We start from the raw sequence: 19,603 nt of genomic DNA on the forward strand, positions 1-19,603 counted from the left end.
CTACGTACGGAATGGATAAGCGCTGAAAGCATCTAAGCGCGAAGCCGACTTTGAGATAAGATTTCCCACCGTAAGGGTAAGACCCCAGGAAGACTACCTGGTTGATAGGTTCAAGGTGTAAGTTCAGTAATGGATTTAGCTTATGAATACTAATAGGTCGAGGACTTGACCATTAATATGCTGTTTAGTTTTGAAATTGCTAGCAATTTCAATTGAAGATTATGTGGTTACTATAGCAAAGAGGATACACCTGTTCCCATTCCGAACACAGAAGTTAAGCTCTTTAGCGCTGATGGTACTTGGTGGGAAGCTGCCTGGGAGAGTAGGACGTAGCCATTTTAAAAAGAAGCGTATATACGCTTCTTTTTTTATTACAACGAAACTATAATTTCCAACGGATATACTTGAGGAAGGTACCATCTAGTTGTTGGCGACATAAGCGTAGCTGATTTTAATAAATTTTTTAAAAATATATGTATATAAAAATATAAACTGACAATAATATAATTAGAAAAACAAAATTGAATAATTTACTCAATCTCCCCCATTTAAAAAGACTTCTATCCCCCATAGAAGTCTTTTTATAATCTATAATAAATTATAAACTTCAATAAATCTTCGAATGAGGATTTTTTTATTTTTTGAAAAAATTGTATATGTTTTTAAAAAAGATAAAATGTGTATATTAAATATGATATAATATTTTTATAAAGGAACTTACGTTCGCAAAGAGGTGAGATTATGGATTTTAAAATAGAATCAGAATATAAACCAACAGGAGATCAACCTGAGGCAATAAATACTATAGTAAATGCTATAAATAAACAAGAAAAATATATGACATTACTTGGAGTGACTGGATCAGGAAAAACTTTTACTATGGCTAATATAATAGAAAAGGTTAAAAAACCAACATTAATTATAGCTCATAACAAAACTTTGGCTGCCCAATTATATAGTGAATTTAAGGAATTTTTCCCTAATAATTCAGTTGAATACTTTGTAAGTTATTATGATTATTTTCAACCTGAAGCATACGTTGTGCAAACGGATACTTATATAGAAAAAGATGCTTCTATAAATGAAGAAATAGATAAATTAAGACATTCCGCTACAGCTGCAATACTTGAAGGAAGAGATACAATAATAATATCATCTGTATCATGTATATATGGTTTAGGGGATCCAAAGGACTACAAAGAACTTATGTTATCTTTAAGACCTGGAATGATAAAAGATAGAGATGATATAATAAAAAGATTAGTAGCGATGCAATATGAAAGAAATGATATAAATTTCGTCCGTGGCACATTTAGAGTTAGAGGAGATATACTAGAGGTATTTCCAGCAAACACAGATGAAAAGGCAATAAGAATGGAATTCTTCGGAGATGAAATAGATAGGATAACAGAGATAAATTATGTAACGGGTCAAATAATAGGAACGAGGAATCATGTAGCAATATTTCCTGCATCTCACTATGTAACTACAAAAGATAGAATCGACTTTGCTATAGAAAAAATTGAAGAAGAATTACAAGAAAGAATGGAATACTTTAAAGACAATGATAAATTGTTAGAAGCACAAAGAATAGACCAAAGAACGAAGTATGATATAGAGATGTTAAAAGAAATAGGTTTTTGTCAAGGAATAGAAAATTACTCAAGACATATAACCGGTAGAAAAGAAGGAGAAAAACCATACACACTAATGGATTTCTTCCCAGATGATTTTTTAATAATAATAGACGAGTCCCATGTTACTATTCCACAAATAAGAGGGATGTATGCAGGAGATAAATCGAGAAAGGGATCTCTTATAGATAATGGATTTAGATTGCCTTCTGCATATGACAATAGACCATTAAATTTTGGAGAATTTGAAAGCAATGTAAATCAAGTAGTGTTTGTAACTGCAACTCCAGGACCTTATGAAATAGAAAAGTCTACTTCTATTGCACAACAAATAATAAGACCTACTGGCCTTATAGACCCTGTAGTTGAAGTAAGACCTATATTAAATCAAATAGATGATTTATTAAATGAAATAAATATTAGAACTGAAAAAAATGAAAGAGTTTTAATAACTACTTTAACGAAAAAAATGGCAGAGGATTTAACTAATTATTTAAAAGATGCAGGTGTAAAAGTTAATTATCTACATTCGGATATACTAACTCTAGAGAGGATAGAAATAATAAGAGATTTAAGACTTGGGAAATATGATGTTTTAGTTGGTATCAACTTATTAAGAGAAGGTCTTGATATACCTGAAGTTTCTTTAGTAGCAATATTAGATGCAGATAAAGAAGGTTTCTTGCGTTCAGAAACATCTCTTATACAAACTACAGGAAGAGCTGCTAGAAATGAAAATGGAAAAGTTATAATGTATGCAGATAAAATAACTAATTCTATGAAAAGAGCAATAGATGAAACTAATAGAAGAAGAGAAATCCAAATAAGTTATAATGAAGAACATGGAATAACTCCTAAAACAATTAAGAAAAATATAAGAGATACTATAGAAGCGACTAAAGTTGCAGATGAAGAAATTCAATATGGAATAAAAGATAAAGATAATATGAATATAGAGGAAATAAAACAATCCATAGTAAATCTAAGTGCAGAAATGATAGAATGTGCTCAAAATCTTCAATTTGAAAGAGCAGCACAACTTAGGGACAAGATAAGAGAGTTAGAAGAAAGGATTGAGCAATAATGGATGATAAAATAATAATAAGAGGCGCGAAAGAAAATAATTTAAAAAATATAAATATAGAGATTCCTAGAAATAAATTTATAGTATTTACTGGATTATCTGGATCAGGGAAGTCATCTCTTGCATTTGATACTATATATGCCGAGGGTCAAAGGCGATATGTTGAAAGCTTATCTTCATATGCTAGAATGTTTTTAGGGCAAATGGAAAAGCCTAATGTGGAATATATAGAAGGATTATCACCTGCAATATCTATAGATCAAAAAACCACATCTAAAAACCCTAGATCAACTGTTGGAACTGTTACAGAAATATATGACTACTTAAGATTACTATTTTCTAGAGTAGGAGACGTTCACTGTTCGGTATGTGGTAATAAGATAAGTCAAATGACTGTACAAGAAATAGTTGATAAAATAATGGAGTTTCCTGATAGAACCAAACTTCAAATTTTAGCACCTATAGTAAGAGGTCAAAAAGGAACTCATAAAAAAACTATAGAACATATAAAAAAAGAAGGATTTGTAAGAATAAGAGTAGATGGAGAAAGTTTTGAAGTTACAGATGAAATAGATTTAAATAAAAATCAAAAACATAATATAGAAGTTGTAGTAGATAGAATAATAGTAAAAGAAGGTATTGAAGGAAGATTAGCAGATTCAATTGAAACTGCTATTAAGTTATCAGATGGGCTTGTAATAGGTCAAATAATAGATGGAGAAGAAATATTATATTCAACTAAGTTTGCATGTCCTGAACATGGAATAGGAATAGAAGAGTTGTCTCCAAGAATGTTTTCATTTAACAACCCTTTTGGTGCATGTCCTACTTGTAATGGTCTTGGAGAAAGTAAGGAAGTAGATCCATCACTAGTTATACCTAATCCTGAGCTAAGTATAAAACAAGGGGCAATAGCGCCTTGGTCATCTGTAGGGTCATCAGGTAGTGAAGAAACTTACTATTATAAGATGGTAGATAATCTAGCTCAGAAGTTTGGCGCATCTCTTGATATACCATTTAAAGATTTACCAAGTGACTTTGTTGATGAACTACTATATGGAAGAAATAATATAATATTAGAGTTTGTATTTGATTCTAAATATGGAGGATTTAGACAATATAGAGCTCCATATGAAGGTGTAATACCTAATATTGAAAGACGATATAAAGAAACTAATTCAGAACATGCAAGAGAAAAGCTAGAGGAATTTATGGCTGAAAATCCATGTCATGAGTGTAGGGGAGCTAGGCTTAAAAAAGAAGTTTTATCTGTTTTAGTATCAGGAAAAAATATAATGGAAGTTACTGATATGTCTGTAAGTGAACTTATAGATTTTATAGAGAATATAAATTTAACTCAAAAGCAAAGCTTTATTGCCAGTGAGATATTAAAGGAAGTGAAATCTAGATCTTCTTTCTTAAGAGATGTAGGGTTAAATTATTTGAACTTATCTAGAAAAGCTGGAACTTTATCTGGTGGAGAAGCGCAACGTATAAGACTGGCTACACAAATAGGCTCAGCATTAGTAGGTGTTTTGTATGTTTTAGATGAGCCGAGCATAGGACTTCATCAAAGAGATAATGAAAGACTTATAAAATCACTTAGACATCTAACAAATATCGGAAACACACTGATAGTTGTTGAACATGACGAAGATACCATGTTTGCTTGTGACCATATAGTAGACATAGGACCAGGAGCTGGTATCCATGGTGGCCATATAGTAGCACAAGGTACTGTAGACGAAATAATGAAAAATCCAGATTCTATAACGGGAAGATATCTAAGTGGCGCCAATAAAATTGAAATACCAGAAAAAACTAGAGAAGGAAATGGAAATTATATAGAAATATTAGGAGCTAATGAAAACAACTTAAAAAACATAGACATTAAAATACCTTTAGGAACATTTACATCTATAACTGGAGTATCGGGGTCAGGAAAGAGTACAGTTATAAATGATATACTATACAAGGGAATAGCTTCTAAAATAAATAGATTAAGAGTTAAACCAGGAAAACACAAAGAGATAAAAGGTATAGAAAATATAGATAAAATTATAAATATAGATCAGTCTCCTATAGGAAGAACTCCACGTTCAAATCCTGCTACCTATACAGGTGTATTTGATTTAATAAGAGATTTATTTGCATCTACTAATGAAGCAAAGGCTAGAGGATATAACAAAGGAAGATTTAGTTTTAATGTTAAGGGTGGAAGATGTGAATCCTGTAGAGGTGACGGTATAATAAAAATAGAGATGCACTTCTTACCAGATGTATATGTACCTTGTGAAATATGTAAGGGAGATAGATATAATAGAGAAACTCTTCAAGTTAAATATAAAGGAAAAACTATATCAGATGTATTAAATATGAATGTAGAAGAAGCATTGGAGTTTTTCGAAAATATACCTAATATAAAAAGAAAAATGGAAACCCTTGTGGATGTAGGTTTATCTTATATAACATTAGGTCAGCCGTCTACACAGTTGTCTGGAGGAGAAGCTCAAAGAATAAAACTAGCAACTGAATTAAGCAAAAGACCTACAGGAAAAACATTATATATACTAGATGAGCCTACCACAGGACTTCACATGGCAGATGTGGAGAAGCTTATATATGTATTACAAAGACTTGCCGATACTGGAAATACTATAGTAGTGATAGAACATAACTTAGATGTTATAAAAACTTGCGACTATATAATAGACTTAGGGCCAGAGGGTGGAGATAAAGGTGGAACTATAGTAGCTACTGGAACACCTAGAGATGTTTCTAAAGTAGAGAATTCTCATACTGGAAGTTTCCTAAAAAAATATTTTGAATAGCAAAAAGGGTACTGAATTCAGTACCCTTTTAAATATACAAAACCTTTACTTGAGCAACGGACCTGCTTTTCAAGGTCGTTGGCGACATCAGCATAGCGAATTTTATATAGTTGATGAAATAGCTAATTCTTTTTCATATCCTTTAAGCTCTGAATCAGATCCATAAATAAAGTGACCAGGTCTTATTTCTACCCACTTAGGTTTTTCTGTTTCATATTTATGTATAGAAGGATCGTATTTAATACGTTTTCTATGTCTTTCATGTTCAGGGTCAGGTAATGGTATAGCTGATAATAGTGACTTAGTATATGGATGTAGTGGGTGAGCGTATAACTCTTCAGAAGTAGTTAATTCAACTAATCTACCGTGATGCATAACACCTATACGATCACTTATATACTTAACCATTGATAAGTCATGTGCTATAAATAAATATGTTAGCCCTTTTTCCCTTTGAAGTTTTCTTAATAAGTTAACAACTTGTGCTTGTATAGAAACATCTAGTGCTGATATAGGCTCATCTGCTATTATAAATTCTGGCTCTATAGCTAGAGCTCTTGCTATACCTATACGTTGTCTTTGGCCACCAGAGAATTCATGAGGATATCTACTAGCATGCTGTTCATTAAGACCAACTGTTTGAAGCAATTCATATACCTTTTGCATTCTATCTTCTTTTGAAGAAGATAAACCATGTATATCTAGACCTTCAGCTATTATATCAGCAACAGTCATACGAGGGTTCAAAGAAGCATATGGATCTTGGAAAATCATTTGCATATTTTTATTTAAGAATTTTCTATCTTCTCTAGATAGTTTTTTAGATATGCAATTACCTCTATAATTAATTTCTCCATCAGTAGGATCGTATAGACGAATTATAGTTCTTCCAGTAGTTGATTTACCAGAACCTGATTCACCAACTAACCCAAATGTTTCACCTGCATATATATCAAAAGTTATACCATCAACTGCTTTAACAACAGTTTTTTTGTCTATTTCAAAGTGTTGTTTTAAGTTTTTAACCTCCAAAAGCTTTTCTCTATTCATTATTAGCCACCTTCTTTCTACCAACAGTAATAGGTCTTTCCAATTTTGGAGCCTTTGGATGTAATAACCAAGTAGCTGCATAATGAGTATCGCTTACTTTAAACATTGGTGGCTCAGCTAAAAAGTCTATTTTTAATGCTTGCAAATTACGAAGTGAAAACGCATCTCCCGTTGGAGGGTGCATTAAATCTGGTGGAGTACCAGGTATGTTATATAAATCATTTTCACCTATATCTAAGCTAGGCATAGATCCAAGTAGTCCCCAAGTATATGGGTGTTTAGGATCATAAAATATATCATCAGAAGTACCTACTTCTATTATTTTACCAGCATACATAACTGCAACTCTATCAGCCATATTTGCAACAACACCTAAATCATGTGTAATAAATATAACCGAAACTCCAGTTTTAGATTGGATATCTTTAATAAGTTCTAATATTTGTGCTTGTATAGTAACATCTAGGGCCGTAGTTGGTTCATCTGCTATTAGTACCTTTGGATTACAAGCAAGAGCTATAGCTATGACTATACGTTGACGCATACCACCTGAAAATTGATGTGGGTATTGTTTGAATCTCTTTTCAGGAAATTCGATACCAACAAGGTCTATAAGTTCAATAGCTTTTTTCTTAGCTTCCTCTTTACTAAGTCCTTGATGTTTTATTATACCTTCCATTATTTGCTTACCTATATTCATAGTTGGATTCAAAGAAGTCATAGGATCTTGGAATATCATCGCAATGTCTCTTCCTCTAATTTGTTGCATATCCCCCTCTGACAACTTAGTAAGGTCTTTATCATGAAATAATATTTCACCATCTTTAATATACCCATTAGAAGCAAGTATTCCCATTATAGTTTTAGAAGCAACAGACTTACCAGAACCAGATTCACCTACTATAGCTAGTGTTTCGCCTTTATATAAATCAAAAGTAACTCCTCTTACGGCTTGAACCTCACCACCATGAGTTTTGAAGTTAACACATAAATTTTTTACTTGTAATAATTTCTCCAATATTTTCATCCCCCTTCTCACTATTGATTACGCATTTTAGGGTCAACAGCGTCTCTTAATCCATCTGCTACTAAGTTAAAACTTAACATTAACAAACAAACAACAGATGAAGGTATAAACATCATATAAGGATTTGTTTGTAATGTTTTAAATCCATCGCTTATTAATGAACCAAGTGAAGCATATGGAGGTTGTAAACCTAACCCGATAAAACTTAAGAATGCCTCATAAAATATAGCAGTTGGTAGAGTAAACATCATCATAACTACAACAGGTGCAACAACATTAGGAACTAAGTGTTTTCTTATAAGTTGAGCATCTGAAGCACCTAATGTTCTAGAAGCTAATACGAATTCTTGGTTTTTTAACTTTAAAATTTGACCACGAACAACCCTAGACATTCCTATCCAACCTGTTACAACCATTGCTAGTGATAATGATAGTATACCAGGTCTGAATACCATTATAAACAATGTAACAACAACTAAGCTTGGAATCCCAACCAAAACCTCTACGATACGTTGCATTATAATATCTACTTTTCCCCCATAGTATGCCGATACACCACCGTAAGTAACCCCAACTAAAACATCACATACTGCTGCCAATACAGCTATATATAACGAAATTCTAGCTCCTGTCCATACACGTGTCCATAAATCACGGCCTAGTTCATCTGTACCAAACCAATAAGCAGTATCGACACCTTTTTCCTTATATACATCAACACCATCTGAGTTTTTACCATCAAATATACCAAGAGGAGCAAGTAAAGTCATTTTAGGTGGCATTTTCGCATGATATAAATTTTGTTGATCGTACTTGTATTTTGAGAACATAGGTGCAAATATAGTGAAAATTACTAACAAACATATTATAGATAAACCTACGATTGCACCCTTATTTTTAAATAATCTTATTCTAGCATCTTGCCAAAATGTTAAGCTTGGTCTAGTTATTATTTCATGTTGAGCCTCATCTGCAGGGTCCAACAAAAATAAATCATCATTTAGTTCAATTTCTTTATCATCTATAATTACTTTATCAATAGCCATTATGCTTTCCCTCCTGCTAAACGTATTCTTGGATCAATTAATCCGTAAAGTATGTCAACAATTAATATAACACCTATGTAGAAAGCACTATAGAATATAGCAACTCCAGATATAACAAATAAATCATTAGTTGTTATAGCAGTTACTAATAAGTCACCTAATCCTGGAACTGCAAAAACTTTTTCAACAACTAGAGATCCTGTAAGTAAACCAACTACTAAAGGACCTAATACAGTAATAACAGGTATTAATGCATTTCTAAGTCCATGTTTTATTATAACTCCCCTTCTGCTTAAGCCTTTAGCCCTTGCAGTAATTATATAATCCGAGCCCATAACTTCTATAAGTTCTGTTCTTGTAAAACGAGCAACTGTAGCTAATGTGAAAAGCGATAAAGCCATAGTTGGAAGTACAGTCCATATATATCTAAAGTCAGAACCGAACGGAACACCCCATGTAACAGGGAATAATCCTGTGCCTCTAGCAACAAATAATTGCAATATGGCGGCAAACACGAATGCTGGAACGGATACTCCAATTACTGATAAAACCGTAGCGCAATAATCCCAAATTGTATTACGATTAAGAGCAGCTACTATACCTAGCATTAGACCTAAGAATGTACCTAGACATATTGCTTGAACACCTAACATTGATGATGGAGCAATACGAGTTGCTATTATATCTTCAACTTTTTTATTATCCCATTTAAAAGATGTTCCTAAATCCCCAGTAAATACCCCTGTTAAATACTTAGCATATTGAACTGGAAGAGGAGCATCTAGCCCATATTGCTTTTCGATCAATTCAATTTGAGTAGGACTTAGTTTCTCATCATTAAATGGAGATCCTGGTAAAAGCCTTACTAGAAAAAAAGTAAACGAGATGACAACTATTAGTGTCAAAAACATGTAAATCAGACGATTTAATATATAGCGAGTCATCGCTACACCCCCTTGAAAAATTTTTTGTTTTTAAATATTTACATATTTATAAAAATTCTGAACAATGAGCTCAGAAATTCTCAACACTTATTTATATGCATGTACCAACACTAAAAATACAATTTTTATGTTTAAATTTTTTAATATGATTAAATATAAAAAAGGTATATAAGTTCTTATATAGTATTATTGTATATAATAAAGCTTACTATAAATGTAATAGTAGATATACAAATCCCTGATGATAATAAAAATCTTGTACTAGAAAACTCAATTTTTTTATTTAAATAATCTTCTATTTTAATATTACTTTCTCCTTCAAATAACACTTTATTTTTATTTGAATTTTGAAACAATTTATTAAAAGAGTATAATGTTAAATTAAAAAAGCCTTTTTCACCAACGTACAATAAAATTCCAAGTCCTAGGTACAACATACCTATGGTAAATGAAGAATTTATAAATGCAAATTTTTCAAATCCATTTATAGCCGAATACAAAAAGCTAATTATTAAGCTAGATAATATAAAACAAAACGATTTTTTCAACATATTCACTCCTTAGTAATCATATATTTATTTTAGGTTTAGAAATATAGTATCATAAAAACGATACTTTGCAAATATTGCAAAAATAAAAAAATGTTAAAAAATTGAAAAAATATAATGATTTTTTTGATTTTATCTAGTATAATTACTATAACCAAAATTTATTTAAATTTTTAGGGGGGTAAACACATGGTATTAAGAAAAAGATTAGCAATGATATTAGCAGCTTCAGCAATAAGTGCTACTGCACTAGTAGGATGTACTAGTACAGGAGGAACATCTACTGGAGGTGGAGAAGGAGATCCATATGCAGTATTAGCAAACCAAAATGCTAGAAAAGCTATAGCTATGGCTATAGACAAGCAACAATTGGTTGATGTTATACTAAATGATGGTTCTGTTCCAGTTAATTATTTCACTCCATCAAAACTAGCTATCGACAATGAAGGAAAAGACTACCGTGATGTAGCAGGGGACATGGGGATAGCTTATAACGCAGAGGAAGCTAAAAAAGCTTGGGAAGCAGCTAAAAAAGAAGTTGGATTTGATACAGTTAAAATAGAATTCTTAACTTATGATACTGAAACAAGTAAGAAGAGTAGTGAATACATACAGTCACAGTTAGAAACTAACTTACCTGGAATAGATGTTGAAATAAAACAACAACCATTTAAGCAAAAACTAGACTTAGAAACTAAAGGACAATTTAATATGTCATATGCTGGATGGGGTGCTGACTACCCAGACCCACTAACATTCTTAGAAACATTTGTAACAGATGCTCAATATGCTGCTAAGGTTGATTATAGCAATGCTGAATTTGATAAATTAATAAAGGCAGCTAAAGAGTCTACAGATGTTAAAGAAAGCTGGGCTAAATATGCAGAAGCTGAAAAAATGTTCTTAGATGAGGCATTCTTAATTCCAATATATCAAAGAGGGGATTCAGTAGTTTCAAGAGAGTATGTTAAAGATATAGTAGAACACTCTTATGGAGCAGACTTTACTTATAAGTGGGCTTCTGTAGAAGGGAAAGAAGCATTAAACTTAGCTGATTCTTCTGATATACCATCAATGGACGTAAGTAAAGCTACAGATTCAGTTTCATTTAACGTTATAAACAACACTATGGAAGGTTTAACTAGAGTTCAAAAAGATGGAACAATAGGGCCAGCTATGGCAGAAAGTTGGGAAGCTTCTGAAGATCAAAAGACATGGACATTTAAAATAAGAAAAGGTGCTAAATGGTCTAACGGAGATACTGTAACTGCTAAAGACTTTGAATATTCATGGAAGAGAACTTTAGATCCAGCAACAGCTTCTGAATATGGATATATACTTTATGATATAGTTGGTGCTAGTGATTATAATACAGGAAAAACTACAGATGCAAATGCTGTAGGGGTTAAAGCTTTAGATGATAATACATTACAAGTAACTTTAAATAGACCTGTTAACTACTTCGATAAATTAATGGCATTCCAAATATTCTATCCACAAAATGAAAAAGTTATTAAAGCGCAAGGTGACAAGTATGGTACTACATTAGAGTCAGTAGTATACAACGGTCCATTCACTTTAACAAATTGGAAGTTAGAAGACCAATATACTATGAGCAAAAATGCTAATTACTGGGATGCAAGTGCTGTTAAGTTAAAAACAATAAATACTAAGATAGTTAAAGATATAAATGCTGTTGTAAACTTATATGAAACTAACGAAATAGATAGAATAAACAGATTATCTGCTGAACACGTAGATAAGTACAAAGATTCTAAAGAATTCCATACTAAGGGAATGGCATCAACTTATTTCTTATTAGTAAAAAATGGAGAAAAGAAATAATATAAAATAAATAACTGAAATATAAAAGCTGATGAGGAAACTCATCAGCTTTTTTAACTTATTATAGATAAAAACAATGTAGATATAAAATAAATTGTAAATAGTAGTCCTAGACAAGCAGAAAGGTTTTTCAGCTTCTCCGAGACGACCGGACTGTCACCAGTGGACATCGCCCAAATCACACTCCTTAAAATTATAGTTAATATAATTATATCATATATATATTATTTTTAAAAGAATATACAAAACATATATAAATATGGGTATAATTTATTATATAGTTTAATTATAGAGGTGAAAAATTTGTTTGATATACAAGAACAGCTAAAAAAACTTCCAGATAATCCTGGAGTTTATTTGATGAAGGATAAATACAATAATGTTATATACGTTGGAAAGGCTATATCATTAAAAAATAGAGTTAGACAGTATTTTCAATCTTCAAAAAATCATTCTTCTAAAGTAAAATCTATGGTAAAAAACATATATAGTTTTGAATATATAATAACTGATTCTGAATTAGAAGCTCTTATATTAGAGTGTAATCTTATAAAACAATATAAACCAAAGTACAATGTACTCTTAAGAGATGATAAAACATATCCCTATATAAAGGTAAGTGTTAACGAGGAATTCCCAAGGATATTAAAAGTTAGAAAAATACAAAAGGATAAAGCTAGGTACTTTGGACCTTACACAAACATATCAGCAGTTAATGATACTTTAGAAATAATAAAAAATACATATCCAATAAGAAGTTGTAGTATAGATATAAACAAGGCTATAGAAAAAAAACAAAGGCCATGTTTAAATTATCATATAAAAAAGTGTGTTGGACCTTGTACTGGAAATATATCTAAAGAAGAATATAGAAAAATGATAGATGAAATATTGTTATTTCTATCAGGAAAAGAAGAATATTTAATAGAATATTTAAAGGAAAAAATGGAAGAAGCATCAAAAAGCTTTAATTTTGAAGAAGCAGCTGGCTATAGAGATAAAATAAAAAGTTTGCAAGATATGATAGAAAAGCAAAAAGTTGTATCAACTACTAGTGATTTAGACCAAGATGTTATAGCTATGGCAAGGGCACATGATGAAGCCTGTGTTCAAGTGTTTTTTATAAGAGGTGGAAAAATAGTAGGAAGAGAGCATTATATATTAGAAGGTGTAATGGAAATCGAAAGGCCAGCTATATTTGCATCATTTATAAAACAATTTTATTCATCACAAGATTTTATACCTAAAGAATTATTAATAGAAGATGAAGTAGAGGATCAAATAGTAATAGAGAAGTGGTTAGAATCTAAAAAGGGTCAGAAGGTAAGTATAAAAATACCTCAAAAAGGTGACAAGAAAGAATTAATAGAAATGGTAAGAAAAAATGCCATTGAGTATTTAGAGAAGTTTTCTCATGTTAATAAGGTACAATATGAAAAAACTACGGGAGTACTTAGTGAACTAAAAGACTTATTGAATCTAGATAAAATACCAAAGAAAATAGAAGCTTATGATATATCTAATATACAAGGGGTGGATTCAATTGGGTCTATGGTAGTATTTACTAATGGAAAAAAAGATAAAAAAGAATATAGAAGGTTTAAAATAAAGACAGTTATAGGGCCTAATGACTATGCATCTATGGCAGAGATAGTTGAAAGAAGATTAAAGTATGGAAATTTTCCAGATGTTATTATGGTAGATGGTGGTATTGGACAAGTTAGTGCGGTAGAAAATGTACTTAGTAGTTATGGTGTCGATATTCCTCTATGGGGAATGTATAAAGACGATAAACATCGAACTAAAGGACTTATTTCCCGGGAAAAGGAAATAGAACTCGATAAAAGTTCTAACATATATAAATTTGTCGCAAGTATTCAAGAAGAAGTTCATAATTTTGCTATAACTTATCACAGGAGTTTGAGAAATAAGCATATAACTAAATCAGCTTTAGATGATATACAAGGGATAGGCGAAAAAAGAAAAAAGGCGCTATTAAGTCATTTTAAAAGTATAGATAATATAAAAAAAGCAGACATAGGGGAATTGCAACAGGTAGAAGGAATGAATAAAACATCAGCAGAAAGTGTGTATAATTTCTTTAGGAAGGAAACTTAAGTATGTCAGAACATGAAAAGAAAGTATCAATTAAGGATATTATAAGAGATTTAAAATTGGATATTATATATATGCCGGAGGATAAAGAGTATTTCGTTTATTCTCAGGATATAAATAGACCAGGGCTTCAATATGCAGGTTATTTTGAACACTTTGCTTATGACAGAATTCAAATAGTTGGCAAGGGAGAATATACATATTTTCAATACATGGATGGTAAAACTAGAGAAGAAAGACTAGATAAAATATTTTCCTATGAAATACCTGCCATGATACTTACAAGAGGGCTGGAAGTTAATGAAGACGCTATGAAAATGGCGAAAAAGCATAAAAGGGTTATATTATCTACAAAAAGCAATACAACTAGATTTATAAATAGACTATCAAATTATCTCGATGCATTTTTAGCTCCATCAATAACTATACATGGAGTTTTAGTAGATATATATGGAATAGGTGTTTTAATTAAAGGTGAAAGCAGTATAGGCAAGTCAGAGACTGCATTAGAACTTGTACAAAGAGGGCATAGATTGGTAGCCGATGATGCTGTAGAAATAAAAAAAACCGACGATACTGTAGTAGTTGGGCAATCACCTGAACTTATAAGACACTTTATGGAAATAAGAGGTATTGGTATAATTGATATAAGAAGTTTATATGGTGTTGGAGCAGTAAAAAATACTAAAAAAATAGATATGATAGTATACCTTGAAAGTTGGGATGAAAGTAATTATTACGATAGGTTAGGGTTAGATAAAGAATATGAAGAAATAATGGGCATACCTGTTGAAAAGCTAGTTGTACCAGTTAAGCCGGGAAGAAATACGGCTATGATACTAGAAGTTGCATCTATGAACTTTAGACAACGTGGAATGGGCTATGATGCTGCTCTAGAATTTACAGAAAAACTTGCACAACGTATAGAAAGTCAAAGAAAATAAGGTGCTCTCAAAGAGAGTACCTTATTTTTAAATTTCCAACTTATAAATTTGAGCAAGGTCCCATATGGTCGTTGGCGACATGAGCGTAGCGAATTTTTATTTCTTTATTATAGCTCCGTACTTGCAATTATCTATGCAAGCGCCACATTTTAAGCATTTGTTAATGTCTACTCTATGCTTTATTTTTACCCTTCCAGATATAGCATTTGCAGGGCAAATTCTAGAACATTTAGTGCAGCCTATACACTTATCAGTTATATAGAAGTTTAAGAGTCCATGGCATTTACCAGCTGGACATTTTTTATCTATAACGTGAGCCCTATATTCATCCATAAAATATTCAAGTGTACTTAAAACAGGGTTAGGAGCAGATTTACCTAATCCACATAGAGAGGTAGTTTTTATAGTTTTTCCTAAGTTTTGTAAAAATTCTAAATCCTTTTCTGTACCTTTCCCTTCTGTTATTTTAGTTAATATTTCATATAAACGTTTAGTCCCTAAACGGCAAGGTGAACATTTACCACAAGATTCTTCAACTGTAAATTCCAAGAAGAACTTAGCTATATCCACCATACAATCAGAATCATCAAGAACCAACATACCACCAGAGCCCATCATAGAACCTATAGAACTTAATGAATCAAAGTCAATAGGAATATCTAAGTGTTTAACAGGTATACATCCGCCTGATGGGCCTCCAGTTTGAACAGCTTTAAACTCTCTATTTTCAGGTATTCCTCCGCCTATTTCATAAACTATTTCTCTTAAAGTAGTACCCATGGGAACTTCAACAAGACCCGTGTTAGTTATTTTACCTCCAAGTGCAAAAACCTTAGTCCCTGATGATTTTTCTGTACCAATTTCTTTATACCATTGACCGCCGTTATTTATTATTATAGGGATATTTGCAAATGTCTCTACATTATTTAAGCAAGTTGGCTTTTCCCATAATCCTTTCTTAGAAGAAGAATGAATTTTCATTCTAGGCTCTCCACGTTTTCCTTCTATAGAGTGCATTAAAGCAGTACCTTCTCCACATACGAATGCTCCCGCGCCGTACTTAAGTTCTATATCAAAATTAAAATCAGTTCCTAATATATTTTTTCCTAATAAACCTAATTCCTTGGCTTGGCTTATTGCAATTTTTAATTTCTGTATTACAAGTGGATATTCTGCACGAATATATATATATCCAGTATCAGCTCCTATAGCATATCCACATATGGCCATAGCTTCTAATACGCTGTGAGGATCACCTTCAAGTACAGATCTATCCATAAATGCCCCTGGATCACCTTCGTCAGCATTACATATTACGTATTTTTGATCACTTTGAGCTACTTTTGTAGATTCCCATTTAACACCTGTTGGGAAACCTGCACCACCCCTACCTCTTAAGCCAGATAATTTAATTTCGTTTATAACATCATCTTGACTCATTGAAGTTACACATTTTCCAAGGGCTATATATCCTTCATTTGCTATGTACTCATTTATATCTTCAGGGTTTATAAGACCACAATTTCTTAAAGCTACACGACTTTGCTTTTTATAAAATGACATATCATGGTGACTATGAACTCTTTGTTTTATAGAAGGTTCCTCAAATAATAATTTTTCAACAGGATTTCCATTAATTAAATGTTCTTTAACTATTTCTTCAGTATCATCTGGAGAAACTCTTACATAAAATACATTATCTGGTTGAATTTTAATTATAGGACCTTCAGCACAAAACCCAAAACATCCCGTTGATGACACAGAAACACTTTCTTCAAGACCAGCATTTTTTATATGAATATTTAAATTTTCTATTATTTCTTCGCCTTTAGATGATCGGCATCCTGTATCCCCACATACCAATATATTTCTTTTGGTTATTTCACCACTAAATGAACCATCTCTTAGTTCTAACATAGGTTTTACTTTATCTCTTAAATAAAATAACTCATTTATTGAGTTTATTTTAGTCATAATGATATCCCCCTTTAGTCCCTATTAAGCTTCCGAGAGAGAAGCTTCTAATTCTGTTGGAACATTTTTGAATTCTTCTAATATACCTGTAACATCTTCAGGCTTTACATGTCCATAAACTTTATCATTTACAACAACGACAGGAGCTAGACCACATGCGCCTACACATCTTAAACCATCTATACTAAATAAAAGGTCGTTGGTTGTCTGACCAGATTGTATACCTAATTGTTTTTCAAATTCAACTAATATCTTATCAGATCCTTTGACAAAGCATACTGTACCTAAACATACATTAATTTTATATTTCCCTTTTGGTTCAGTTGTAAAATATGAGTAAAAGCTTACAACTCCATAAACTTTAGCAGGCGATAAGTTTAGCTTATCAGCAACATAAAGTTGAACTTCTTTTGGCAAATATCCAAATATACCTTGAGCCCTGTGTAGTACTTCTATTAAAGCACCTTCTTTTGATGGAATAGAATTTATAAAATCCTTCAATTCATCGAATTTTTGAGCGTTTTTCGTGTAAAAATCGCACATTTAGTTCATCCCCCTTATTTACAAAACCCTTATATTTAATAAATATGTAATAAAAATAATGCATATAAAATAAGTATATTAAAAGAAATTAAAAATGATTCTAAAGGTTTTGCTAACTCTTTTATGTAAGTATATTATACTATAATTGTTTATTTAACAAAAAGCCTTTGATGGTAAATATTTCTATTATTTAATATCTATCTTATACATTGAAAATTAAAATAGCTGGAATAAAATATATTACTCCAGCTAAAAATATTTAAATTATTTTTATATTGTAACCTTTTCTCTTTTAAAGTAGTGAGTATGAAGAAGTTCGTGTGATTTCTCTCCGTATGGTTCTCCTAAGAATTCTTCATATATCTTTTTAATATCTGGATTTTCATGAGATTTACGTATTTCTTTATTTGCATCTATTTTATATAATGCAGCAGCACGCTCTTTTACTATATCGTAATTTCCAAGGTGATAAGGTTGACCACCACCAGCTATACATCCTCCAGGACAAGCCATTATCTCAATTATATGATATTTAGATTTTCCACTTTGTACATCTTCAAGAAGTTTTCTAGCATTACCTAAGCTACTAGCAACAGCTACATTTACGTCCGTGCCAGCTATATTTATAGTAGCTTCTTTTATACCGTCTATACCTCTTAAGTTTTCAAAGTCAACTTTTTCTAGAGTTTCTCCAGTTATCCATTCATAAGCTGTACGTAGAGCAGCTTCTAAAACTCCACCTGTAGCTCCAAATATAGAACCAGCACCAGTAGATTGACCTAATGGATTGTCAAAATCATCTTCTTCAAGATTTGATAAATCTATACCTGCCTCCTTCAACATTTTAGCAAGTTCTCTTGTAGTTAAAACAACATCAACATCACTTACGCCTTCATTTGAAAGTTCAGGTCTAGCTGCTTCATATTTTTTAGCAACACATGGCATTATAGATACTACAGTCATATCCTTTGGTTCTAATCCCATCTTAGGAGCTAAATAAGCCTTAGCTACAGCACCAAACATTTCTTGTGGTGACTTACAAGTAGAAGGTATATCTAATAAATCTGGGAATTGATGTTCAAAGAACTTAACCCATGCAGGGCAGCAACTTGTAAGTATAGGTAAAGATTCATTTTCTTTAAATCTATGGATAAACTCTGAAGCTTCTTCCATTATAGTCAAATCAGCAGCAAAGTTAGTATCAAATACCATTTTAAATCCAAGTTTTCTTAAAGCAGTTACCATTTTACCTGTAGCTATAGAACCAGGCTCCATGCCAAATTCTTCACCAAGAGCAACTCTAACAGCTGGGGCAACCTGAACTACAACTGTTTTATTTTTATTATCTAAAAGATCCCAAACCTTAGATATATTGCTAACTTCTGTTAATGCACCAGTAGGGCATACCGCTACACATTGACCACAGAACGTGCAATATGTCTCATGCATAGGAAGATTATAGAATGTTCCTACAACAGTATTAAATCCACGATTAATTCCAGATAGTGCACCTACTGTTTGAACATCGTTACACATAGTTTCACATCTTCTACATAATATACATTTATCCAGGTCTTTTATTATTGACTTACTTGATTTATCCAATCCAAAGTTAGTTCGCTCACCTTGATATCTTATTTGTCTTATACCTAAGTCAGCAGATATGCTTTGAAGTTCACATCCACCATTTTTATCACACACTAGACAATCTTGAGGATGATTAGATAATAATAATTCTACTACAGTTCTACGAGCTCTTATAGCTTTTAAAGAATCTGTTTTAACTTCCATACCTTCTGATATATGAGTAGCACAAGCTGGAACTAAACCTCTCGTAGTTTCAACCATACATACACGACATGAAGCACATTGGTTTACCATTTTTATATCACATAAATCAAAATGACATAATGTAGGTACTTTTATATTTAAAGATTTAGCTATATCAAGTATAGTTTGACCTTTTTCTCCTTGAACTTGTTGCCCATTTACAGTTAGATTAACTAAACTCATTGTCA

General features: G+C 31.7%; 13 protein-coding genes and 2 rRNA genes. 7 read left to right on the forward strand and 8 right to left on the reverse strand.

Annotated elements, in window-relative coordinates; genetic code table 11:
* From BS62_RS03170 to uvrA, 4 genes are all read left to right on the forward strand, one after another.
* Positions 1-173, forward strand: a 23S ribosomal RNA gene (locus tag BS62_RS03170); the annotation flags it as partial.
* Positions 174-222: 49 nt separating this feature from the next.
* A 5S ribosomal RNA gene (rrf, locus tag BS62_RS03175) occupies positions 223-339 on the forward strand.
* Between the two features lie 402 nt (positions 340-741).
* Positions 742-2,718, forward strand: coding sequence for an excinuclease ABC subunit UvrB (gene uvrB / locus BS62_RS03180; RefSeq protein WP_496489800.1), 1,977 nt, complete (start codon positions 742-744; stop codon positions 2,716-2,718).
* Positions 2,718-5,549 carry an excinuclease ABC subunit UvrA gene (uvrA, locus tag BS62_RS03185; RefSeq protein ID WP_496489801.1) on the forward strand — a complete coding sequence of 944 codons (2,832 nt, stop codon included), beginning with the start codon at positions 2,718-2,720 and terminating at the stop codon, positions 5,547-5,549. The genes uvrB and uvrA overlap by 1 nt, the downstream gene beginning before the upstream one ends.
* A 102-nt stretch (positions 5,550-5,651) precedes the next feature.
* Here the strand turns inward: uvrA and BS62_RS03190 are convergent, their stop codons facing one another.
* The 5 genes from BS62_RS03190 to BS62_RS03210 all read right to left on the reverse strand — a co-directional run bounded on the left by BS62_RS03190 (position 5,652) and on the right by BS62_RS03210 (position 10,164).
* A complete protein-coding gene (locus tag BS62_RS03190) occupies positions 5,652-6,599 on the reverse strand; it encodes an ABC transporter ATP-binding protein (RefSeq protein WP_496489802.1) in 948 nt (315 codons plus the stop codon).
* Positions 6,592-7,617, reverse strand: a complete 1,026-nt coding sequence (locus BS62_RS03195; RefSeq protein ID WP_496489803.1) for an ABC transporter ATP-binding protein — start codon at positions 7,615-7,617, stop codon at positions 6,592-6,594. Before BS62_RS03195 ends, BS62_RS03190 begins: the two co-directional genes overlap by 8 nt.
* A gap of 20 nt (positions 7,618-7,637) precedes the next feature.
* Complete coding sequence (gene opp3C, locus BS62_RS03200) at positions 7,638-8,672, reverse strand: oligopeptide ABC transporter permease (protein WP_496489804.1); 1,035 nt, start codon at positions 8,670-8,672, stop codon at positions 7,638-7,640.
* Positions 8,672-9,616, reverse strand: coding sequence for an ABC transporter permease (locus BS62_RS03205; RefSeq protein ID WP_496489805.1), 945 nt, complete (start codon positions 9,614-9,616; stop codon positions 8,672-8,674). Before BS62_RS03205 ends, opp3C begins: the two co-directional genes overlap by 1 nt.
* 176 nt (positions 9,617-9,792) lie before the next feature.
* Positions 9,793-10,164: a DUF3899 domain-containing protein gene (locus BS62_RS03210; RefSeq protein ID WP_496489806.1), complete on the reverse strand. Its 372-nt coding sequence runs from the start codon at positions 10,162-10,164 to the stop codon at positions 9,793-9,795.
* 189 nt (positions 10,165-10,353) lie between these two features.
* Between BS62_RS03210 and BS62_RS03215 the strand changes: the two genes are divergently transcribed.
* The 3 genes from BS62_RS03215 (at position 10,354) to hprK (ending at position 15,068) form a co-directional block, all read left to right on the forward strand.
* On the forward strand, positions 10,354-12,009 hold the full coding sequence (locus BS62_RS03215; protein WP_496489807.1) for an ABC transporter substrate-binding protein: 1,656 nt from the start codon (positions 10,354-10,356) through the stop codon (positions 12,007-12,009).
* Between the two features lie 303 nt (positions 12,010-12,312).
* Positions 12,313-14,127, forward strand: coding sequence for an excinuclease ABC subunit UvrC (gene uvrC / locus BS62_RS03220; RefSeq protein ID WP_496489808.1), 1,815 nt, complete (start codon positions 12,313-12,315; stop codon positions 14,125-14,127).
* A 2-nt stretch (positions 14,128-14,129) separates the two neighbouring features.
* Entirely contained in the window at positions 14,130-15,068 is a 939-nt protein-coding gene (gene hprK, locus BS62_RS03225) for an HPr(Ser) kinase/phosphatase (protein WP_496489809.1), read from the forward strand.
* Positions 15,069-15,164: 96 nt separating this feature from the next.
* Here hprK and BS62_RS03230 read toward each other — a convergent pair whose 3' ends face one another.
* The 3 genes from BS62_RS03230 to BS62_RS03240 all read right to left on the reverse strand — a co-directional run bounded on the left by BS62_RS03230 (position 15,165) and on the right by BS62_RS03240 (position 19,598).
* A complete protein-coding gene (locus BS62_RS03230) occupies positions 15,165-17,042 on the reverse strand; it encodes an NADH-ubiquinone oxidoreductase-F iron-sulfur binding region domain-containing protein (protein WP_496489810.1) in 1,878 nt (625 codons plus the stop codon).
* A gap of 24 nt (positions 17,043-17,066) precedes the next feature.
* Positions 17,067-17,585 (reverse strand): NADH-quinone oxidoreductase subunit NuoE family protein, encoded by a 519-nt coding sequence (locus BS62_RS03235; protein ID WP_496489811.1) that lies wholly within the window; start codon positions 17,583-17,585, stop codon positions 17,067-17,069.
* Between the two features lie 270 nt (positions 17,586-17,855).
* Positions 17,856-19,598: an NADH-dependent [FeFe] hydrogenase, group A6 gene (locus BS62_RS03240; protein ID WP_496489812.1), complete on the reverse strand. Its 1,743-nt coding sequence runs from the start codon at positions 19,596-19,598 to the stop codon at positions 17,856-17,858.
* Positions 19,599-19,603 lie beyond the last annotated feature (5 nt).

It is taken from the genome of Sporacetigenium mesophilum DSM 16796, from assembly GCF_059569055.1.

Bases quoted from the DNA above. Each gene is read 5' to 3' on its own strand.
- BS62_RS03240 (WP_496489812.1), bottom strand. From the start codon at position 19,598: ATGAGTTTAGTTAATCTAACTGTAAATGGGCAACAAGTTCAAGGAGAA.
- BS62_RS03205 (WP_496489805.1), bottom strand. From the start codon at position 9,616: ATGACTCGCTATATATTAAATCGTCTGATTTACATGTTTTTGACACTA.
- BS62_RS03215 (WP_496489807.1), top strand. From the start codon at position 10,354: ATGGTATTAAGAAAAAGATTAGCAATGATATTAGCAGCTTCAGCAATA.
- BS62_RS03230 (WP_496489810.1), bottom strand. From the start codon at position 17,042: ATGACTAAAATAAACTCAATAAATGAGTTATTTTATTTAAGAGATAAA.
- uvrB (WP_496489800.1), top strand. From the start codon at position 742: ATGGATTTTAAAATAGAATCAGAATATAAACCAACAGGAGATCAACCT.
- opp3C (WP_496489804.1), bottom strand. From the start codon at position 8,672: ATGGCTATTGATAAAGTAATTATAGATGATAAAGAAATTGAACTAAAT.
- uvrA (WP_496489801.1), top strand. From the start codon at position 2,718: ATGGATGATAAAATAATAATAAGAGGCGCGAAAGAAAATAATTTAAAA.
- BS62_RS03190 (WP_496489802.1), bottom strand. From the start codon at position 6,599: ATGAATAGAGAAAAGCTTTTGGAGGTTAAAAACTTAAAACAACACTTT.
- hprK (WP_496489809.1), top strand. From the start codon at position 14,130: ATGTCAGAACATGAAAAGAAAGTATCAATTAAGGATATTATAAGAGAT.
- BS62_RS03235 (WP_496489811.1), bottom strand. From the start codon at position 17,585: ATGTGCGATTTTTACACGAAAAACGCTCAAAAATTCGATGAATTGAAG.